An 18,265-nucleotide genomic window follows, 5' to 3' on the forward strand; every position below is an offset into this window, starting at 1 on the left:
GCGTTTTGTTTACCAAATGGGTCGAAAAGGGAACAAACGCGGGAGTGTTGAAGTTAAATCACGCAAAAGTGCGATGCAACCAATCGCAAGCAAGCTTAACCCACTGCTGAACTTCTGGCTGCACAAATTCAGGAATTACTGCGCCATTTTCATCGCGTTTTGCTGTTTCTTTAACTGCCAAAGCTAAGCCGTGCGGTCCTTTAGGGAACAGGTGAGCTTCAACACTTACTCCAGCTTCAACGCAAGCGTTCACAAACATTATTGAATTTTCTACTGGAACTGTTTGATCAGTAACAGTTTGCCATACAAATACAGGTGGAGTTTTGCGATCCACGTGATTTTCCAGCGAAAGTTTATTGACGAGTTCAGTTCGCTTTTCGTCGCTAACTTCTCCAAATAGACGATCGAAAGTTGGCTTATGCGCATATTTTCCAGCAGAAATAACAGGATATGCGAGCATAAGCGCATTTGGACGCACGTCATCAGCCGTATATCCGTTTGCTTCCTCAACTTCGTCGCTAACACTAGTTGCAAGGTTTGCAGCCACATGCCCTCCAGCGGAGAATCCAATAATTGCAACTTTTTGCGCATCTACGTGCCATTCTTTTGCGTTTTTGCGAATTAAGCTCATCGCTTCTGCGGCTTCTAAAAGCTGAGTTGGGTACGTGCTTGGAGTAAGCGAGTATCGCAACACAAAAGTGTGGAATCCTTCTGCAGCAAACTTCATGGCAACAGGCTCTGCTTCACGATTCGAGACGCGCAAGAAACCTCCGCCTGGCAAGATTAAAATTGCAGGACGGTTTTGTAAGCCTTCGCTATCTAAATTATCGTCTAAAATATATCCAATAAGCTGCGCATCGCTTCCATCTGTACTTTTTATTTTCTGATTTATAATCTTCATAGTGTCTCTTTTCGTTTCGCTTATATTGCAATTACACTAAGCATAATTCTAATCAAATACCTCGCTTTGTAAGTGCGTTCTTTTATAAATTCGTGTAGAGTTTTAAGAAGTTTTATAAGGAGATTCAAGATGTGTGATGAAGAAGATAATTTAGGTAAGGTTGTTTTAGCTGCTACGCCTATTGGGAATATGGCAGACGCTTCTGCACGATTAATTAATCTTCTTGAAACTGCTGATATTGTTGCTGCTGAAGACACGCGTAGGCTTTATGATTTAGCGAATCGCCTTGGCGTACATGTTTCTGGTAGCGTAATCGCATATCACGATCATAATGAGCGCAACAAGGCAGATGGTTTGCTAGACAAAGTTGAGCAGGGCAGCACTGTTCTTGTTGTTTCAGACGCAGGTATGCCTACCATTAACGACCCGGGTCTTGCTGTTGTTCGACGTGCAATAGAGCGCGATTTGCCTGTTACTTGCGCGCCTGGTCCTAGTGCAGTTTTAGATGCGCTTGCTCTTTCTGGATTGCCAACTGATCGCTTCTGTTATGAAGGCTTTTTGCCTCGTAAATCTGGTGAGCGTCAACAGCATTTGCGCTCGCTTAAAGCCGAGCGACGAACAATAGTATTTTATGAGGCTCCACATCGTATTGCAGAAGCTATGGAAGATATATTGGCAGTACTTGGCTCTAATCGTCCAATGGCGTTATGCCGTGAACTTACAAAAGATTTTGAGGAAATTCGTCGTGGAACTGTGCAAAGTATTCACGATGGTGTTTTAGCGGATCCTCCTCGAGGTGAAATAGTTTTAGTTATCGGTGGTGCAAGTGACGAAGAAGTGCAGTCTGAAAGCACAGATTTAAGCATTGATGCTCTTGCAAAGCTTTCGCTTGAATGTGCAGAATCCGAAGGTTTGCGCATAAAAGAAGCCATTACAAAAGTAGTAAAAGAGCATCCGTTTGCTGACGGATCTTTTGCTAATCGTAAGCAAGTTTACGCGTCTTGTCTTGAGCACAAACCTGATCAAAAGTAAGATTTCTGCTTTTGCTACTATTTTTTGCTTTCTATTCATTGCTGTCATACGCAGAAAATAGCACTTCAAAACTGTAACGAACGTCAGGCCCGCCTTGTTGAGAAATATATTCTAAGATTTGCGCGTCTGCCGAAGGGTTTGCAATAATCCATTTGCGAAGTTCTGGTATTTTTTGCGCGATATACCATAGCACTTCCGTTTTTGTTGCAGGGTCGATAGCAACAGATGGCGTGAGTATTATAGGTGGTTTTGGAGGGCTGCTTGTTTTAGTTGCATAAGAGTTCTTTATTTCCATGGTTTGTTTGCTTCTTTCGCAATGTTTCGTATCCAATTTCTTGCATGTATTGAGCCTGGGAAATATGGGTTTCCGTCAATAGTACGTTTGCATTTTCGCAAGTCAATGCTGTATTTAGATATCAATAAGTGAGCAATATCTTTTCTATAAGGTTCGTACTCTTCGTTTTCGCTTGGAGTGTACGCTAAATCGCAAATTGTTCGTTCTGGCGTTGTTATTCTAATTTTTCCAAGTATTACGTATTCTTCATTGTTTAAGTGTCTTCGAAATGCTCGGATTGCATGGCCGTGCGGCTTTTTTCTTCTATGCCCATAATCAATAACATCTATATTTTCAGGAAAATTGCCTCCTATCCAAACCCATGCTGCAGTAAATAAGCAGGCTATGCTTTCTGTAGGTATAAGATTGCTCACAATATTACTTCTTCCTTGAGTGGAAATAGCTGCTTTATTTGAATATCCTGCATTTAAATCAAGCCTATTGAATACGCCAATTTGAGAAAGTTTTTTCATGCACATTGGGCCTGGTAAATGGTTGTCGTCAAGTAATTCCGGGAATTGTGTTTGTGTTTCTTCGCAAATATCCAATAAATCGCGTATGTTTTGTTGTTTTTTCAATTTTCCTCAATCCTTTCTTTTTGCATATTTATTTTTTAGCGCGACTATTTACAATGTGTATCGCACATATTGTTGTTTTTCTAACGCATATTTTGTAATTCATGCTTTGTAGTGAATAAGTTTCGTAATGCATAAGTTGAGATTATGTTTATATTTGCTTCAATTCCAGGCTGGTTTTATAACTTGTGGATATGTGGATGAACTCGTGTGAGGCTTGTTATTCAGCGTGTTTTCTCGTATATTTTGGGATTCTTTTTGCAATGTTCTTATGTACTGTCCGCGTTGAACAAGATAATAATTGTCTATGAGTCATATTTTGGTGAATGTTGCTTGGCCGTATGCTAACGGCCCTCGTCATATTGGTCACGTTGCAGGTTTCGGGGTTCCGTCGGACGTGTATGCGCGTTACGAGCGCATGAAAGGTAATGACGTATTAATGGTGTCTGGCACGGATGAGCACGGCACACCTATTTTGGTTGAAGCAGATAAGGAAGGCGTTTCTGCGCAAGAGCTTGCTAATCGTTATAATCGTGTGATTACTAAGGATTTGTGCGATTTAGGTTTGAGCTACGATTTGTTCACGCGTACTACTACTGCAAATCACGAGCATGTTGTGCAAGAAATGTTCCGTCAGTGCTTAAAGAACGGCTATATTTACAAGGGCACTCAGAAGGTTGCTATTTCTCCTTCCACTGGTCGTACTTTGCCAGATCGTTATATTGAAGGCACATGCCCATTGTGTGGCGCAGATGGTGCTCGTGGCGATCAATGTGATGCTTGTGGAAACGAGCTTGATCCGGATGAGCTTATTAATCCAGTTTCTAAAATTAATGGTGAAACTCCGCGCTTTGAAGAAACTGAACATTATTTCCTAGACCTGCCTGCTTTGGCTGAGGCGAATGTTAATTGGCTTCATTCTCGCGAAGGTTGGCGCACGAATGTTATTAATTTCTCGCTTGGATTATTTAATGAAGTAAAGCCGCGAGCTATTACGCGTGATATTGATTGGGGTATTCCTGTTCCTGTTGAAGGATGGATTGATAATCCGAATAAGCGTTTGTATGTGTGGTTTGACGCTGTTATTGGATACTTGTCTGCATCTATTGAATGGGCTCGTCGACAAAGCAAGCCAGACGCTTGGCGTGATTGGTGGTGTGATCCTAAGTCTCCTGGATACTACTTCATGGGCAAAGATAACATTACTTTCCATTCTCAGATTTGGCCTTCGGAAATGCTTGCCTACAACGGTGCTGGTTCTAAAGGTGGTGAGGCTGGCGTTTATGGTCCATTGAACATGCCTGAACAGGTTGTTGCTTCTGAGTTCATGACTATGGAAGGCAAGAAGTTCAGCTCTTCGCGCGGAATCGTGATTTATGTGAAGGATATTTTGGCGCGTTACCCTGTAGATGCTGTGCGTTACTACATTTCTATTGCTGGTCCAGAAAATTCTGATGCTGATTTTACTTGGGCTGAGTTTGCTCGCCATAATAACGAAGAGCTTGCTGCAAGCTGGGGTAATCTTGTCAATCGTGTGGCAAATCTTATTAATAAGAACTTTGGTGTAATCCCTCCTCTTGACGAAGATTCTATGACTGCGATGGATCGCGCTCTTCTCGATCAAACTTCTGATGCTTTTGCTTTGGTCGGTAGTTTGATTGAGCGTCATCGTCAGAAGAATGCTCTTACTGAAGCAATGCGAGTAGTTGCGGATATTAATAAATATATTTCTGCAACTGAGCCTTGGAAAATTAAAGATGATGAGGCTCGCCTTGGTACTGTGTTGCATGTTGCAGCTCAGGCTGTTTCGGATGCTAATCATCTGCTTGCGCCATTCTTGCCTCATGCAGCTCAAAAAGTTTGGGAAGCACTTGGTGGCACTGGCGTATTCTCGCCTTTGCCTCATATTGAAGAAGTTGAAGATTTGGATAATCCAGACTTCAAGTATCCGATTATTACGGGCGATTATCGCTTGGGGGAAACTGTTCATCCTTGGGAGAGTGAGGAGTTGGTAGCAGGTACGCCTGTGCCTAAGCCAAGTCCTATTTTTGCCAAAATTCCAAAAGAAGCAGTTGAGGAGGAGCTTGAGCGTTTCGCATCTGCTTTGTCCGAGCGTCAGCGTGTCGAGGCAGAAAGACTTGCTGCAGCAAAAAAATCTTTGGAAAATAGTGAGAAATAGGTTGAAATTTTCAATAAATAAATTATAAAATTAGAAAACATAGCAAATGGTTCTCTAAAAGAAAATATTTTAAGGAAATTTTAAGGAAAAACTCTTTTCTTTGGACGAATGTTTAGCTATACTAACATGTGTTAATGGTTCGCCATTAGCGAGGTTCGTTTTCGAACCCCATAATTGAAACCTTCTTCTCTCTTTCTCTCTGCCCCGGCGGGTTTCTCTTCCCGCCGGGCTTCTTTTTAATTTGTGAAAAATAAAAAATAAAAAGTAAAACAAAAATAAAAGCGCAGACTGCAAAAGCAATCTGCGCTCACACGGTTACCAAACTTAATTTTAATGGTAACTATTTAACGGCAACGCTTCGAAAGTGGCGCCCATGGTTCAAGCATTACTGGTTCTTGATCCAATACAGCTAAAGTTTCTTTGTCAAGGTACTTTTTGTTGATGATTATTTCGTTCACATAACGATCGAACCACTCTGCTGAGCCAACATAATAGCCGTCTTCGCCAGCATCCTTGCCCCAGCTGTTCTCGATCTTCCAGCGATCTGGATCGCCATCTTTATTAAGATTTACGCCAGTGAATGTCATTGCGTGATTTCCTGGGCAATCCATATATTCCAAACCGTGAGCTTTATCGAATGTAAACTTCACATCAAACAATTCATCTACGCGCACAACTGCAGGATCGAAGAATCCACTGTCACGCAAGGAGAACTGTGTGCAATCGCATGCAAACCAGATTGGATGACCATCTTTTAATTGGTCTACAGCTGCTTTTTTGAATACATCGAGAGGCACATTAACAAATTCCATTTCCTTTGTTTCAGCTACGTTGGTGCTGTACTTGAATTGGTAGAGCTTGTTGAATGGTGTGCGTTCCATAGGTGCATTGCATATTGTTACGAAGTCGTTTACGTCAACTGGGACGTACTTCTTTGCGAACTCAAGTGGAGTAATTCCGTATTCACAAATCATTGGACGCTCATCTTTGCCGGTTTTTGGCTTGTTATCTTTGCCGGTTTTCTCGCCATCTTTCTTGGTTTCGTCTTTTTCGCCGTCCTTCTTATCGTCATCATCATCTTTAGTTCGTGCGAAGAAGTCAAACTGTGCAGGTGGTTCACCCAGGGCAATAGTTGTCATGCGATAAACGGTTTCCAAATCGCGAACTTTCATTTCGCGCAATTCTTCCAAAGAAGTTCCGTTCTTATGAGCTTCACGCAATTCGTATGCAAACTCGCGCAACTTGGTATTGATGTACTGTACGAATGCATCAGAGTCGACTGAGTTCTGTGAATCTGGATATGCACTCTTTGGCACAAGTCCGTACTTGTTTACCAAGTTGACGAACATTTGCCACCAGCCGCCGTCATCGATTGGACCATAGTTAATGCTCTCAAAAAGTCGGCTATTAACATCTTCATCAAGTGTTGAAAGCACATTTTCCAAATAAGCGTTTGCTTTTTCAATCTTGTCCCAGAAGAATAGGTAGCTTTCTGAAAACTCAAAGTCGTCTAAATTCCACTTATGCATTACTTCGTATCGCAAAGTATTAAGTGAGGCGAACATCCAGCAGCGTCCGGAGCGCTTCTGATTGGTAATGCTGCCTTGTTTTAATTCTATTGAGAATTCGCGAGGAAGAGCACGCTTGCCTTGGTAGCTTGTTGCGGCTTTAAGCACACCATTTGTTACTGCTGCATTCGCGGCGAGAAGATTTGCGCGCTGTTCGTTAAAATGTTTGGAATAATTTTTTACATGTTCCAGAGTTACGGCTTTGATGTTTTCAGCCATGAGCTTATTCATTCTCCTTTTAGAGTTGAAAGTACGAATAAAAAATATTGTATACTGCTCAATGTCTCGCGTGTGTTTCTTGTCTATGCCTATTTTCGGCATTTGCTTGAATACTATTAATTATTTTAGTAAAACTACAATTTTTTCGGTAAATATTCAGTTTTTGTAATTAAATTTTGAATTTATTATATTTGCTTATAAAACGTATTTTGTATGTATAAAAATACTTTTTGATTTTAAAATACATATCTTTGTGTAAAAATATAGCTAGAAATCACTGATATTTTGCGCTTTTTTGCATGTTTAGATATGTATAATGTAACTTATATATACGAAATTTTTCCCTTGGATATTGAGAAAAGTGCTGTGCAAAAATATTTTCTGTTTGTCTCTTTGTACATAGCTTGGCTAAAAATATACTAATTATGTGTCCGGATTGACAAGGGTCGATTCAAACACGCCCTTTTCAAGGTCGAGTGTTAGATCGGCAATACTGTAAATCACAAGATTTATGGATGCCGAATGGAGGTAAAAAATGGCTAGTCGTAGAAAAGAGTCACAATGATACGATACATCGTTAAACGATGCCTGAATTATGTGGTGATGTTGTTTGTTGCCGTATCCATGACGTATTTCTTGACAAGTGCTTTTATGAGACCGCGTTCGAACTACATGTCTAGGCATCCGCATCCACCTATTGCATCAATCAACCGTTCTTTGGATTTGGCAAATATTAACGACCAGACTCCAGTGTTTACTCGTTATTGCCGTTGGATTTACAACATTTTTACTAAGTGGGATTGGGGATTGAGCCCAGATCAGGCTCCAGTTGGTCCGGCAATTATGTCTCGTATTGGCGCATCTGTTCAGCTGGTTACTGGCGCTACAATTCTTGGCATTGTTCTCGGTGTTAGCGTTGGTGTTTACACTGCTATCCGTCAGTACAAGTGGCAAGATAGAGTTCTTAATTCCACCGCAACCTTCCTGCTGGTTGTTCCTGCAGCAGTTTTGGGTTTGATGGTTGTGCTTGCTGCTATTAGCATTAACCGCGCAACAGGCGTGCGACTTTTCTACGTTACTGGTTTGCACTCTTACCAGGGTTCTGACCCGTTCATGTTCCTTCTTGACTTCCTTCAGCATTTGATTTTGCCGACGATTGTTATGACAATTCCTGGCATGGTTGGGTATCATTTAACGCAGCGCACGTATCTTCTCGATACTATGAATGCTGATTACGTTCGTACGGCTCGCGCTAAGGGCTTACCTTTGAATTTGGCTATTCGCCGCCACGCTTTGCGTACTTCTTTGATTCCAACAGCTGTTGACGTCGCCTTCTCTATTGCAGGCGTGTTTACGGGTGCTGTGATTACTGAAACCGTGTTTGCTATTAACGGTCTTGGTAGCTACTTCGTTCAGACCATTATGCAGAACGATATTAACGGTTCTGTTGCTATTGCAGCGTTTGGTGCTGTATGTACCTTAGTTGGTGCTCTGCTTGCAGATATCTTCTCTGCTTGGCTCGACCCACGTATTCGTTTGAACTAGCAGAACAGTGTAGGTGAATTTGATATGAATAAAAAAGATGTATCTTCAAAACCTCAAGAGTCTGCTGCAGATAGAAAAGCTACTGCTGGTGCCTGGGGCAACTTTAAACGCACTGGTAAGATGACGCTTTATACGCGTCGATTCTTCCGTCGCCCGTCTGCAGTTGTGGGCTTGGTTATGCTTGTAATTTTGATTCTTTTTGCTTTGTTTGGCTCAAAGATTTCAAAGTGGAGCTACGACGAACCAGACTTTTCTTCTCTAGCAACTCCTCCTTCTGCAGAGCATTGGCTTGGCACTACGCCAGGCGGTTCAGACATGTACGCAATGGTTGTGCGCGGACTTGGCCGTTCACTTTCCATTGGTATTGTTAGTTCTATTACCATTACAGTTATTGCTGCTTTGGTTGGTACTGCCATTTCTTACTTCGAAGGATGGTTTGAGCAGGTTGGTATGTGGCTTTTGGACATGCTGCTGATTGTTCCTTCCTTCCTGCTGATTGCTTTAATCATTAGTGCTTCTAGTGGTGGTAGCGATTGGCTGTGGTTGGCATTTGGCTTAACAGCTTTTGGTTGGATTGGTTACGCTCGTACTCTTCGTACGTTGACTTTGAGCTTGCGCGAACGTGAGTATGTTCGTGCAGCTAAGTTCGAGGGCGTTTCTTCGTTCCGCATTATTGTGCGCCACTTGGTTCCAAACTTGGGTTCTGTATTGATTATTAACACGGTTCTTGGTGTTATTGGTGCGATTAACGGCGAAACTGCTTTGAGCTTCTTGGGCCTTGGTATTAAGGCTCCGGATACTTCTCTTGGTACTTTGCTTAATGCTGGCCAAAGCGTTGTGCAGACTTCTCCGTGGGTGCTTTTGGTGCCGTCTGCAGTGCTTGTTTTGCTAACCTTCTCCGTGCAGCTTATTGGTGACGGTTTGCGTGATGCCATTGATCCATATTCTAGGTCTGTTGGTAAGGCCGACTAACGAGCGTTTGGAGTGATAAACATGACTGATATTGCAAATAACGCTATTAAGGAAGAAACCACGATGGAAGATCAAAACAACGAACCGTTGCTTTCAGTACGCGACTTGCAAGTTAGCTTCGCTTCTGAAGCTGGTACTGTGCATGCTGTGCGCGGAATGAATTTTGATTTGTACCGCGGAAAGACTATTGGTATCGTTGGCGAGTCCGGTTCCGGTAAGTCGGTTACTTCTTTGGCTGTGATGGGCTTACTCGATAAGAATGCTAGTGTTAAAGGTTCGGTTAAGTATAAGGGCGAGGAGCTTCTTACTAAAACTGATCTTGAGATGAGTAAGATTCGTGGCAAGAATATTGCCATGGTTTTCCAGGATCCTCTTTCTGCTTTAACTCCAGTTTTCTCTATTGGTGATCAGCTTAAGGAAGCTTTGGTTATTCATAACCCGGACATGAGCGAAGAGCAGATTCGCGAGCGTTCTATTGAATTGCTTGATTTGGTTGGTATTACTAAGCCGGCTGAGCGTTTGAAGGCTTTCCCTCACGAGTTTTCTGGTGGTATGCGCCAGCGCGTGATGATTGCTATGGCAATTGCTAACAATCCGGATATTATTATTGCAGACGAGCCTACTACCGCTTTGGATGTGACTATTCAGGCTCAGGTTTTGGAAGTTTTGAAGAAAGCTCAGCGCGAAACCGGCGCTGCAATGATTTTCATTACTCACGATTTGGGCGTAATTGCTGGCGTTGCAGACGAAGTTATTGTTATGTACGCGGGCCATTTGGTTGAGCATAATAGCGTTGAGGAGATTTTTGCTCACCCAACTCAGCCGTACACTATTGGCTTGTTGGGCGCTGTTCCTCGCGTTGATCAAAAGCGCACTCGTCGTTTGACTCCAATTTCTAAGCCGACTATGGATATGCTTATGGCTGAAGAAGAGAGCGGCGACGACAGCACTATGATTGGTCTTGAAGCGGAAAGCGAAACTGTTCGCTCGCTGCTTCATGCGGAAACCGAAAAGCCAATTAAGCCAATGTTTGAAGGCATTCCTCGTGAGCAACGAAAAGTTGTTTTGGATGTTAAGAACTTGGTTAAAACATTCCCAATTACTAGCGGCGGCTTCTTGCGACGTAAGGTTGGCGAAGTTCGCGCGGTTGATGGTGTGAGTATTGAGGTTCGTGAAGGCGAAACTGTGGCTTTGGTTGGCGAGTCTGGTTCTGGTAAGTCCACGACTTTGATGGAGATTATGGGCTTGAAGAAGCCTGAGTCTGGTTCTATTACAGTTTTTGGTACTGAGTTGAACGATAAGTTGACTCGTGAGCAGCGTCGCGAACTTCGTTCTAAGATTCAGTACGTGTTCCAGGATCCAATGAGTTCTCTTGATCCTCGTATGCTTGTTTACGATATTTTGGCCGAGCCTTTGCTTGTGCAAAAGAAGTCGAAGGAAGAAATTCGCCAGCGTATTGCTGAGCTTATGCAATTGGTTGAGTTGAATCCTGATCAAGTTGATCGCTTCCCAACGCAGTTCTCCGGCGGCCAGCGTCAGCGTATCGCTATTGCTCGCGCTTTGGCTGTGAATCCTAAGCTTTTGCTTCTTGATGAGCCAGTTTCGGCTTTGGATGTTTCTATTCAGGCTGGAATTATTAACTTGCTTGAAGATTTGCAAGACAAGTTGGGTGTTGCTTACTTGTTCGTGGCGCATAACATGGCTGTTGTTCGACATATTTCTAGCCGAATTGCTGTTATGTATCACGGTCGAATTGTTGAATCTGGTGAAACGGATGAGGTGTTTGATAATCCAAAGCACCCTTACACTCAGGCTTTGATTAGCGCTGTGCCAATTCCGGATCCTACAATTGAGAAGAACCGTAAGCGTATTATTCTTTCTGAAGAAGATAATTTTGACGATGTTAGGTAATTCATGACTTGTTGATTTTAGTTAATCTTCATCAATCTGAATAAATTACTTAGTCGCGCATGTTTATTACAACATGCGCGATTTTTTATTGTGTAACATAAATTTAAAAAACGTAATATATTTTGTTTTTTAGCCAAAATAAACTAAAAAATTTTCTGTTTTGCTCATTATAGATAATAAATTATTCTTTTTTGCCTAATTTTCATAAAGTTGAAAAGAAAAAAATCAATATTTTGTGAAAACGATTTGTCGAATGTCATAGAGTTGTATATACTCATACAACATACCGGAAGACGGACATCATCCGGGGAATGAGAGGAATCATGAAAAATACAAATGCAGGTAAACTGACTGTATTTGCCGCAGCTGCACTTTCTGTTGCAATGCTGCTCGGCGCTTGCGGCGGTGCTACTAACAATGCTGGTAAAGCAGGTATGACTGAAGAGCCAGCTGCTGGTGTTGACACTTCTTACACTGGCGAACTTCCAATGCCAGATGTCAACAAGCGTTACGATAATCCACAGTCACGTGACAACGTTAAGGACGGCGGCACTTACACCGTTGCTCTTCCTGTTCTCGGTCCAAACTGGAATTACGCTTCTAACGACGGTAACTCTGGTTACATGAATACTTTGTGGGGCTTCTACCAGCCAAATCTTATGGCTTATGACACCGTTAAGGGTGAAAAGCTTAAGTACAACCCTGACTACATCACTTCCGTTAAGAAGGTTAGCGATAAGCCACTTGTTGTTCAGTACAACTTGAACCCAAAGGCCAAGTGGAATGATGGCACTGATTTTGACTACACTGCATTTAAGGCTACTTGGCAGGCTTTGAACGGAAAGAACAAGGATTACTCCGTCCCAAGTACTGAAGGCTATGACTGCATCAAGAGTGTTGAACAAGGTTCCACTCCAAAGCAGGTTGTAGTGACTTATGAGAAGCCATGCGCAACATGGGAAATGCTTTTCGCTCCACTGGTTCATCCAAAGGCCGGTGACGTTAAGACCTTCAACCAGGGTTGGGTAAACAATCCTCACAACGAGTGGGGTGCAGGTCCATTCCAGATTGAATCCGCAACCGAAAATCAGGTTGTTTTCACCCGCAATCCAAAGTGGTGGGGTAAGAAGGCAAAGCTCGATAAGGTTGTTGTAAAGCGTATGGAAGATACTGCAGCTTTGAACGCTTTCCAGAACGGTGAAATCGATGCTGTAACCGATAGCATTTCTGCTAAGGACGCAATCAAGTCTGCTCGTAGCGTTAAGGGTGCTCAGCTGCGTTACGGCTACAGCACCAAGGTTCGCGTGCTTAACTTCAACGCTAAGTCCAAGCCACTTAACGAGCTTGCAGTTCGTAAGGCTGTTGTTCAGGCATTCGACGTTGCTACCTACAACAAGATTCAGTTCCAGGGCATGAACTGGAAGAGCGAGCAGCCAGGTTCTGAGCTTCTCTCCATGTTCCAGGCTGGCTACAAGAACAATCTTCCTGCTGACGGCAAGTACAACACCGAAAACGCTAAGAAGACCCTTGAAGCTGCTGGTTACAAGATGGGCAAGGATGGCTACTACGCCAAGAATGGCAAGACTCTTGAGATTTCCTTCACCTTCTTCGGCGATGATTCTACTCAGGCAGCTCTTGCTAACGCATTCCAGGCCATGATGAAGAAGGCTGGAATTAAGTGCAAGACTGTGAACCATGCTGTTGCTAAGTTCTCCGAGGTTGTTGCTTCGCACGAGTACCAGGTGCTTCCATTGGCATGGCAGTCCACATCTCCATTGAGCTTCTTGTCTGCAGCAAGCCAGGTTTACAAGTCTGATAGCGATTCCAACCTCGGTCTCGTTGGCAATAAGAAGATTGATGCTATGCTCAACAAGATTGGCAAGACCTACGATTACAAGGAACAGACTGATTATGCAAACAAGGCAGAGTCTGCAGCTCTCGCACTCTACGGAACTCTTCCAGTTTCTGCTCCTCCTATTTACCAGGTGTTCAAGAAGGGCTTTGCTAACAACGGCCCTGCTGGTTACGCAAGCACCTACCCAGAGGATATGGGCTGGCAGAAGTAAGTAAATTTGTAGCGATAATTCGCGCAAGTTTACTAAGCTGATTGCTTAACTTATAGCATGTGGCGTGTAGTCTTTTGGCTACACGCCACATCTTTTTGTGTATGCTAATGTGAGAAAATAGTATAAATTTAAAATTAAGTCTCAAAAAGCAAAATCGGAAACAAAGGAGAAGCTGGCGCATGTATGTGAATCCAAATAAATGCAAAGATGCGAGTAACGTGCGCTGGGTATTGCAATACTGTAAGCCGGATATGTGGAAAGTTTGGCTTGCTATTTTTCTATTTATTATCAATGACACGATGGCAATGGCAATGCCGTTGCTTTCGGGCTTTATTGTAGACAAAATCATTATTGGCAAACAGCATAATTTGCTTATAAGCGTATGCGTTTTGATGGTAGCAATGATGATTGTTCGCGTTGGCTCAAGGTATATTTACCAGCTTTTAATGGAAAAGTTTGGTCAAAATGCCGTGTATCGCCTGGTGAGCGACGAGTACGAAAAACTTCATTCTCTCGATTTTACGTACTTTAATCACACTCGCACAGGCGACATTATGAGTCGTATGACATCGGATACTGACGCGATTCGCCATATTTTAAGTTGGGTTTCGTATATGGCGTTAGATTGTGTAGTAATGTTCGTGTTAGCGCTGGTTATAATGTTTTCAATTCAGTGGAAGCTCGCTTTAGCGCTTATGTCAATTACGCCATTTTTGTTTCTGCTCGCAAAAATTATGGGCAAAAAAGCTAGACCGAAATTCCTTGCAATTCGTGAATCCTTTGCGCGCATGAATTCAATGGTGGAAGAAAATATCGAAGGGAATCGCGTAGTAAAAGCTTTTGTGCGTGAGGATTACGAAACTAAGAAATTCGATAAGTGCAACGAAGACTACTTTAATCGCAATATTACGCTTGCAAAAAATACTCAAAAATACATGCCTTGGCTTGATGGCATGGGTTTTGTGCTTGAGCTTATAACAGTTGGCTTCGGCGGATGGCTTGTTCTAAATGGCAGCATGACTTTAGGAACATTCGTTACTTTTAACAGCTTCCTTTGGATGCTTCATATGCCGGTTAGAATGACAGGATGGCTTATTAATGATTGGCAGCGTTTTAACGCAGGATGCGTGAATATTCGCAAACTTCTTACGCAAGAATCGCATATTAGACATCCAAAAGAATCGGACGAAACCGTTAAAATTAGAGGTAAAATTACTTTTGAGCATGTTGATTTTTCATTCCCAGACGATCAAGACTCTCCAATCTTAAAAGATATTGATTTAGACATTCCTGCTGGAAGCAAACTGGGTATTCTTGGTGAAACTGGTTCCGGCAAATCAACTCTCGTAAGTCTTATAGCAAGATTCTATGATCCTACGCGTGGTCGTGTTTTAATTGACGGAAAAGACGTGCGCGAATGGCCGTTAGAAACTGTTCGTAACCAAGTTAGCATAGTTGCGCAGGAAACATTCCTATTTTCGGACACTATTGCAGGAAATATTAGTTTTGGATTACCTCAAACTAAAGAAAATTGTAAGGAATTAGATAATACCATTCGCACGATGGCAACAATTGCTGCAGCAGACGATTTTATTATGGATATGCCAGAAGGTTATGAAACAGTAGTAGGCGAGCGCGGGGTAGGTCTTTCTGGTGGGCAAAAGCAGCGTTTGAGCTTAGCTAGAGCGTTGGCAAATAATCCTGCAATCTTGATTATGGACGATACAACTTCTGCTGTAGATATGGAAACGGAAGAGCATATTCAGCAGGAGCTGAAAAAGCTTGATGGCACGCGCACAATAATCACTATTGCGCACAGAATTTCATCCGTTAAAGATGCAGACATGATTGTTGTGCTAGATCACGGGAAAATTGTTGAACGTGGCACGCATGCTCAGCTTGTTGCGGCGCACGGGAGGTATTGGGAGATCTATAGAAAGCAACTTGGCTTTAAAACTGGCAGGTCTGCAGGATTCGAAACGAAGGGGGAGTAGAAATGGCACAACGTAATACTTATCGTGAAGACGAAGCTCAAGAAGAACACATAAATGTGCACGAGCTTATGCGCGTTAGAAAATATATGAAGCCGTATGCTACTAAACTTCTATTCGTAATTATGGTAGTTATTAGCGGCAGCATAATTATGACAGCGATGCCAATGATTACAAAAACGCTAATCGACGTTGTATTGCCTCAGAAAAACGTCAATTATTTATATACAATTATTGCAGTATTTGCAGTGCTCATTATATTGTATGAACTCGGTTTAGCATACAGAACTTTAGCGATTACACGCATCGGCCAGATGATAATCAAAGACATGCGTCGCGATATTTTTACGCATGTGCAATCACTGTCTTTTGATTATTTTGATTCGCGTCCGCATGGGAAAATTCTGATTCGCATTGTAAACTACATCAATACGCTTTCTGACACGCTTTCATCCGGTTTAATTAACGTATTTTCTGACGTTTTTGTGCTTATTATTACATTAATAACAATGTTTGTTATAGATTGGCGAATGGCTTTGTGGAGCTTGGCGCTATTCCCAATATTTATAATTTGGACGCGAACTTTACAAATTTTGCAAAGAAAAGCGTCTAAAAAGTTATCAAATAAACAAAGTAATTTAAATGCGTATTTGCACGAATCAATCGCAGGAGTAAAAACAACGCAAACTTTTGCGCGAGAAGCTATGGCATACACTACTTTTCAAGAGCAACAAGCAGAAGTAAGAAGTGCTTGGATGCGAAACGTTAGAGTGCAAATGTTACTTTGGCCTGGTGCTTCAATTATTGAGACTGCAGCAATAGCGCTTTTGTATTACGCTGGCATAGCAAACTTAGGTGCAATGAACGTGAGCACGGGCACGCTTATAGCATTTGTTTGGTATTCGACTACTTTCTGGGATCCAGTAGTAAATATTGGAAACTTCTACACGCAACTTGTAACGTGCTCAGTTTATTTGGAACGAATTTTTGAAACTTTACGAATTAAGCCAAATATTGTAGATAAGCCAGATGCTATTCAATTGCCTCAGATCGAAGGAAAAGTAGACGTAAATGACGTTGTTTTCCGTTACGAAGAAGATGGAAGGCCAATATTGAACTTGGTTGATTTGCATGTTAATCCTGGTACTACTGTAGCTCTTGTGGGGCCTACTGGCGCAGGAAAAACAACTCTTGTAAGTCTTCTTTCTAGATTCTACGACGTTTCAGAAGGCTCGATTACTATAGACGGGTACGATGTACGTTCAGTAACGCTCGCATCTCTTAGAAAACAAATGGGCGTAATGTTGCAAGATAGCTTTATTTTCAGTGGAACCGTACGCGAGAACATCCGTTATGGGAAGCTCGATGCCACTGATGAAGAAATTGAGAATGCAGCGCGCGCAGTTCATGCTCACGAATTTATTGAAGGATTACCGAACGGATACGATACTGAAATTGAAGAGCGCGGAGCCACTCTTTCTGCAGGTCAGCGTCAGCTTATATCGTTTGCGCGAGTATTGCTTGCGAATCCGCGAATTCTTATTCTAGATGAGGCAACAAGTAATATTGATACTCGTACAGAAGAAGCATTACAGGCAGGATTAGCTCAATTACTTAAAAATCGCACATCTTTTGTAATAGCGCATAGGCTTTCGACGATTGAGAATGCGGATTTGATTTGTGTAATCGATCATGGAGAAATTGTTGAAAAAGGCACTCATAACGAGCTTATGGAGGCAAGAGGAGCGTATTATCGTCTTGTAAAATCGCAATATGATGCAATTCGCAAAGCAGTTTTATAAATACTTATCATTCAATAAAAATTGACAGTTGAGTTTGCGAGTAGACTTAAAAATATGAGTAAACATCATCGCGAACATAATTGGGCGCCGGCTTTAGCAGCGCAATCTGCAGTATGGGAAAATCTGCTACAAGAAGGCATAACAATTGCAGACGATCACACGCACATGCTTAGCGTTGTGGATTTTGCACATAATTTGAATCAAGAATTAGCAGAAAAAGGTCGCGATTTAATAGCGGAACCTACTGCAGACGATTTAGTTGCTCAAGCAAAATCATCAGGCGTTTCACACATGCTAGAAGTCGGATGTGAATATCCAGATTGGGAGCCGACGATTAAGTTTGCTCAAACGCATGAAAATTCAGTTCGTGCAGCAATAGCAATACATCCAAACGAAGCAGTATTACATGGTCACAAAGGCGCTCAAGGACCTGACGGACTACCGATAGTTTACAAGCCGTATCACGATATTCCATTTGACGAAGCTATGCAACATTTGCGCTCGCTAGTAATTGCTCATCCAAAAGAAGTAGTGGCAATAGGTGAAACCGGTTTAGACTACTTTCGTACGGGAGAGCCTGCGCGAGAAGCACAAATAGAGGCTTTCCGCGACCATATTGCGCTCGCAAAAGAGCTGAATTTACCTTTACAAATTCACGATCGTGATGCGCATGAAGACGTAGTGAAAGTCTTACTAAAAGATGGCGCTCCTGAGCGAACAGTATTTCACAGTTATGCTGGTGCTGTGGATTTAGCCGAAATATTGAAAGAGCACGGTTGGTACGCAAGTTTTTCTGGAACTATAAGTTACAAAGGCAATGATGAATTACGCGAATCTGCGCGAATTATTGGCAAAGACCATATAACTGTTGAAACGGATGCGCCTTATTTAACGCCAATGCCGTATCGTGGACGGCCAAACGCGCCTTATATGGTTCCTTATACGCTAGAAACACTTTCTGAAGTTCTAAATATATCGTTATTGCAAGCAGCGAAAGTTACACGCGAAAATACGCGAAAAATTTACGAATTTTAGGAATATAAAATCCTTAATTTTCAAGGATTTTTTAATATTTTTTGCGCGATGCACTATTGTTGTATACAATATCCAAGTACGGAAATAAAACTGTGAGGTGTGAGGTTTATGCGACTTCTTGTTGGCATCAAGAAG

At 42.2% G+C, this 18,265-nt stretch carries 13 protein-coding genes; 9 read left to right on the plus strand and 4 right to left on the minus strand.

The genetic code is table 11. The features are described from left to right. Positions 1-58: 58 nt before the first annotated feature. Positions 59-901, minus strand: coding sequence for an alpha/beta hydrolase (locus HXT26_RS00635; RefSeq protein WP_415688426.1), 843 nt, complete (start codon positions 899-901; stop codon positions 59-61). Positions 902-1,030: 129 nt separating this feature from the next. Between HXT26_RS00635 and rsmI the strand changes: the two genes are divergently transcribed. Further along, positions 1,031-1,933, plus strand: coding sequence for a 16S rRNA (cytidine(1402)-2'-O)-methyltransferase (rsmI, locus tag HXT26_RS00640; RefSeq protein WP_004104736.1), 903 nt, complete (start codon positions 1,031-1,033; stop codon positions 1,931-1,933). A 31-nt stretch (positions 1,934-1,964) separates the two neighbouring features. On the opposite strand, the gene HXT26_RS00645 is transcribed toward rsmI, so the two are convergent. Continuing rightward, a complete protein-coding gene (locus tag HXT26_RS00645; RefSeq protein ID WP_004104722.1) occupies positions 1,965-2,228 on the minus strand; it encodes a hypothetical protein in 264 nt (87 codons plus the stop codon). Beyond that, positions 2,219-2,845: a hypothetical protein gene (locus tag HXT26_RS00650; RefSeq protein WP_064340685.1), complete on the minus strand. Its 627-nt coding sequence runs from the start codon at positions 2,843-2,845 to the stop codon at positions 2,219-2,221. The genes HXT26_RS00645 and HXT26_RS00650 overlap by 10 nt, the downstream gene beginning before the upstream one ends. A gap of 304 nt (positions 2,846-3,149) precedes the next feature. Between HXT26_RS00650 and metG the strand changes: the two genes are divergently transcribed. Further along, the gene (metG, locus tag HXT26_RS00655) at positions 3,150-5,021 is read left to right on the plus strand and encodes a methionine--tRNA ligase (protein WP_422112008.1); all 1,872 of its coding nucleotides are present in this window, start codon (positions 3,150-3,152) and stop codon (positions 5,019-5,021) included. 344 nt (positions 5,022-5,365) lie between these two features. On the opposite strand, the gene HXT26_RS00660 is transcribed toward metG, so the two are convergent. After that, on the minus strand, positions 5,366-6,808 hold the full coding sequence (locus HXT26_RS00660; RefSeq protein ID WP_012914501.1) for an aminopeptidase C: 1,443 nt from the start codon (positions 6,806-6,808) through the stop codon (positions 5,366-5,368). 561 nt (positions 6,809-7,369) lie between these two features. Between HXT26_RS00660 and HXT26_RS00665 the strand changes: the two genes are divergently transcribed. The 7 genes from HXT26_RS00665 (at position 7,370) to HXT26_RS00695 (ending at position 18,130) form a co-directional block, all read left to right on the plus strand. Further along, positions 7,370-8,353: an ABC transporter permease gene (locus HXT26_RS00665; RefSeq protein WP_012914500.1), complete on the plus strand. Its 984-nt coding sequence runs from the start codon at positions 7,370-7,372 to the stop codon at positions 8,351-8,353. A gap of 24 nt (positions 8,354-8,377) precedes the next feature. Further along, positions 8,378-9,325 carry an ABC transporter permease gene (locus HXT26_RS00670; protein ID WP_004104713.1) on the plus strand — a complete coding sequence of 316 codons (948 nt, stop codon included), beginning with the start codon at positions 8,378-8,380 and terminating at the stop codon, positions 9,323-9,325. Between the two features lie 21 nt (positions 9,326-9,346). Continuing rightward, positions 9,347-11,236 (plus strand): ABC transporter ATP-binding protein, encoded by a 1,890-nt coding sequence (locus tag HXT26_RS00675; protein ID WP_012914499.1) that lies wholly within the window; start codon positions 9,347-9,349, stop codon positions 11,234-11,236. A gap of 323 nt (positions 11,237-11,559) precedes the next feature. Then, positions 11,560-13,302, plus strand: coding sequence for an ABC transporter family substrate-binding protein (locus tag HXT26_RS00680; RefSeq protein WP_004104709.1), 1,743 nt, complete (start codon positions 11,560-11,562; stop codon positions 13,300-13,302). A gap of 179 nt (positions 13,303-13,481) precedes the next feature. Further along, a complete protein-coding gene (locus tag HXT26_RS00685; protein WP_012914498.1) occupies positions 13,482-15,296 on the plus strand; it encodes an ABC transporter ATP-binding protein in 1,815 nt (604 codons plus the stop codon). A 2-nt stretch (positions 15,297-15,298) separates the two neighbouring features. Then, on the plus strand, positions 15,299-17,095 hold the full coding sequence (locus HXT26_RS00690) for an ABC transporter ATP-binding protein (RefSeq protein ID WP_012914497.1): 1,797 nt from the start codon (positions 15,299-15,301) through the stop codon (positions 17,093-17,095). A 54-nt stretch (positions 17,096-17,149) separates the two neighbouring features. Next, positions 17,150-18,130, plus strand: coding sequence for a TatD family hydrolase (locus HXT26_RS00695; protein ID WP_004104703.1), 981 nt, complete (start codon positions 17,150-17,152; stop codon positions 18,128-18,130). Positions 18,131-18,265 lie beyond the last annotated feature (135 nt).

This window comes from Gardnerella sp. DNF00497B (genome assembly GCF_049262725.1).
GTDB lineage: Bacteria > Actinomycetota > Actinomycetes > Actinomycetales > Bifidobacteriaceae > Bifidobacterium > Bifidobacterium leopoldii.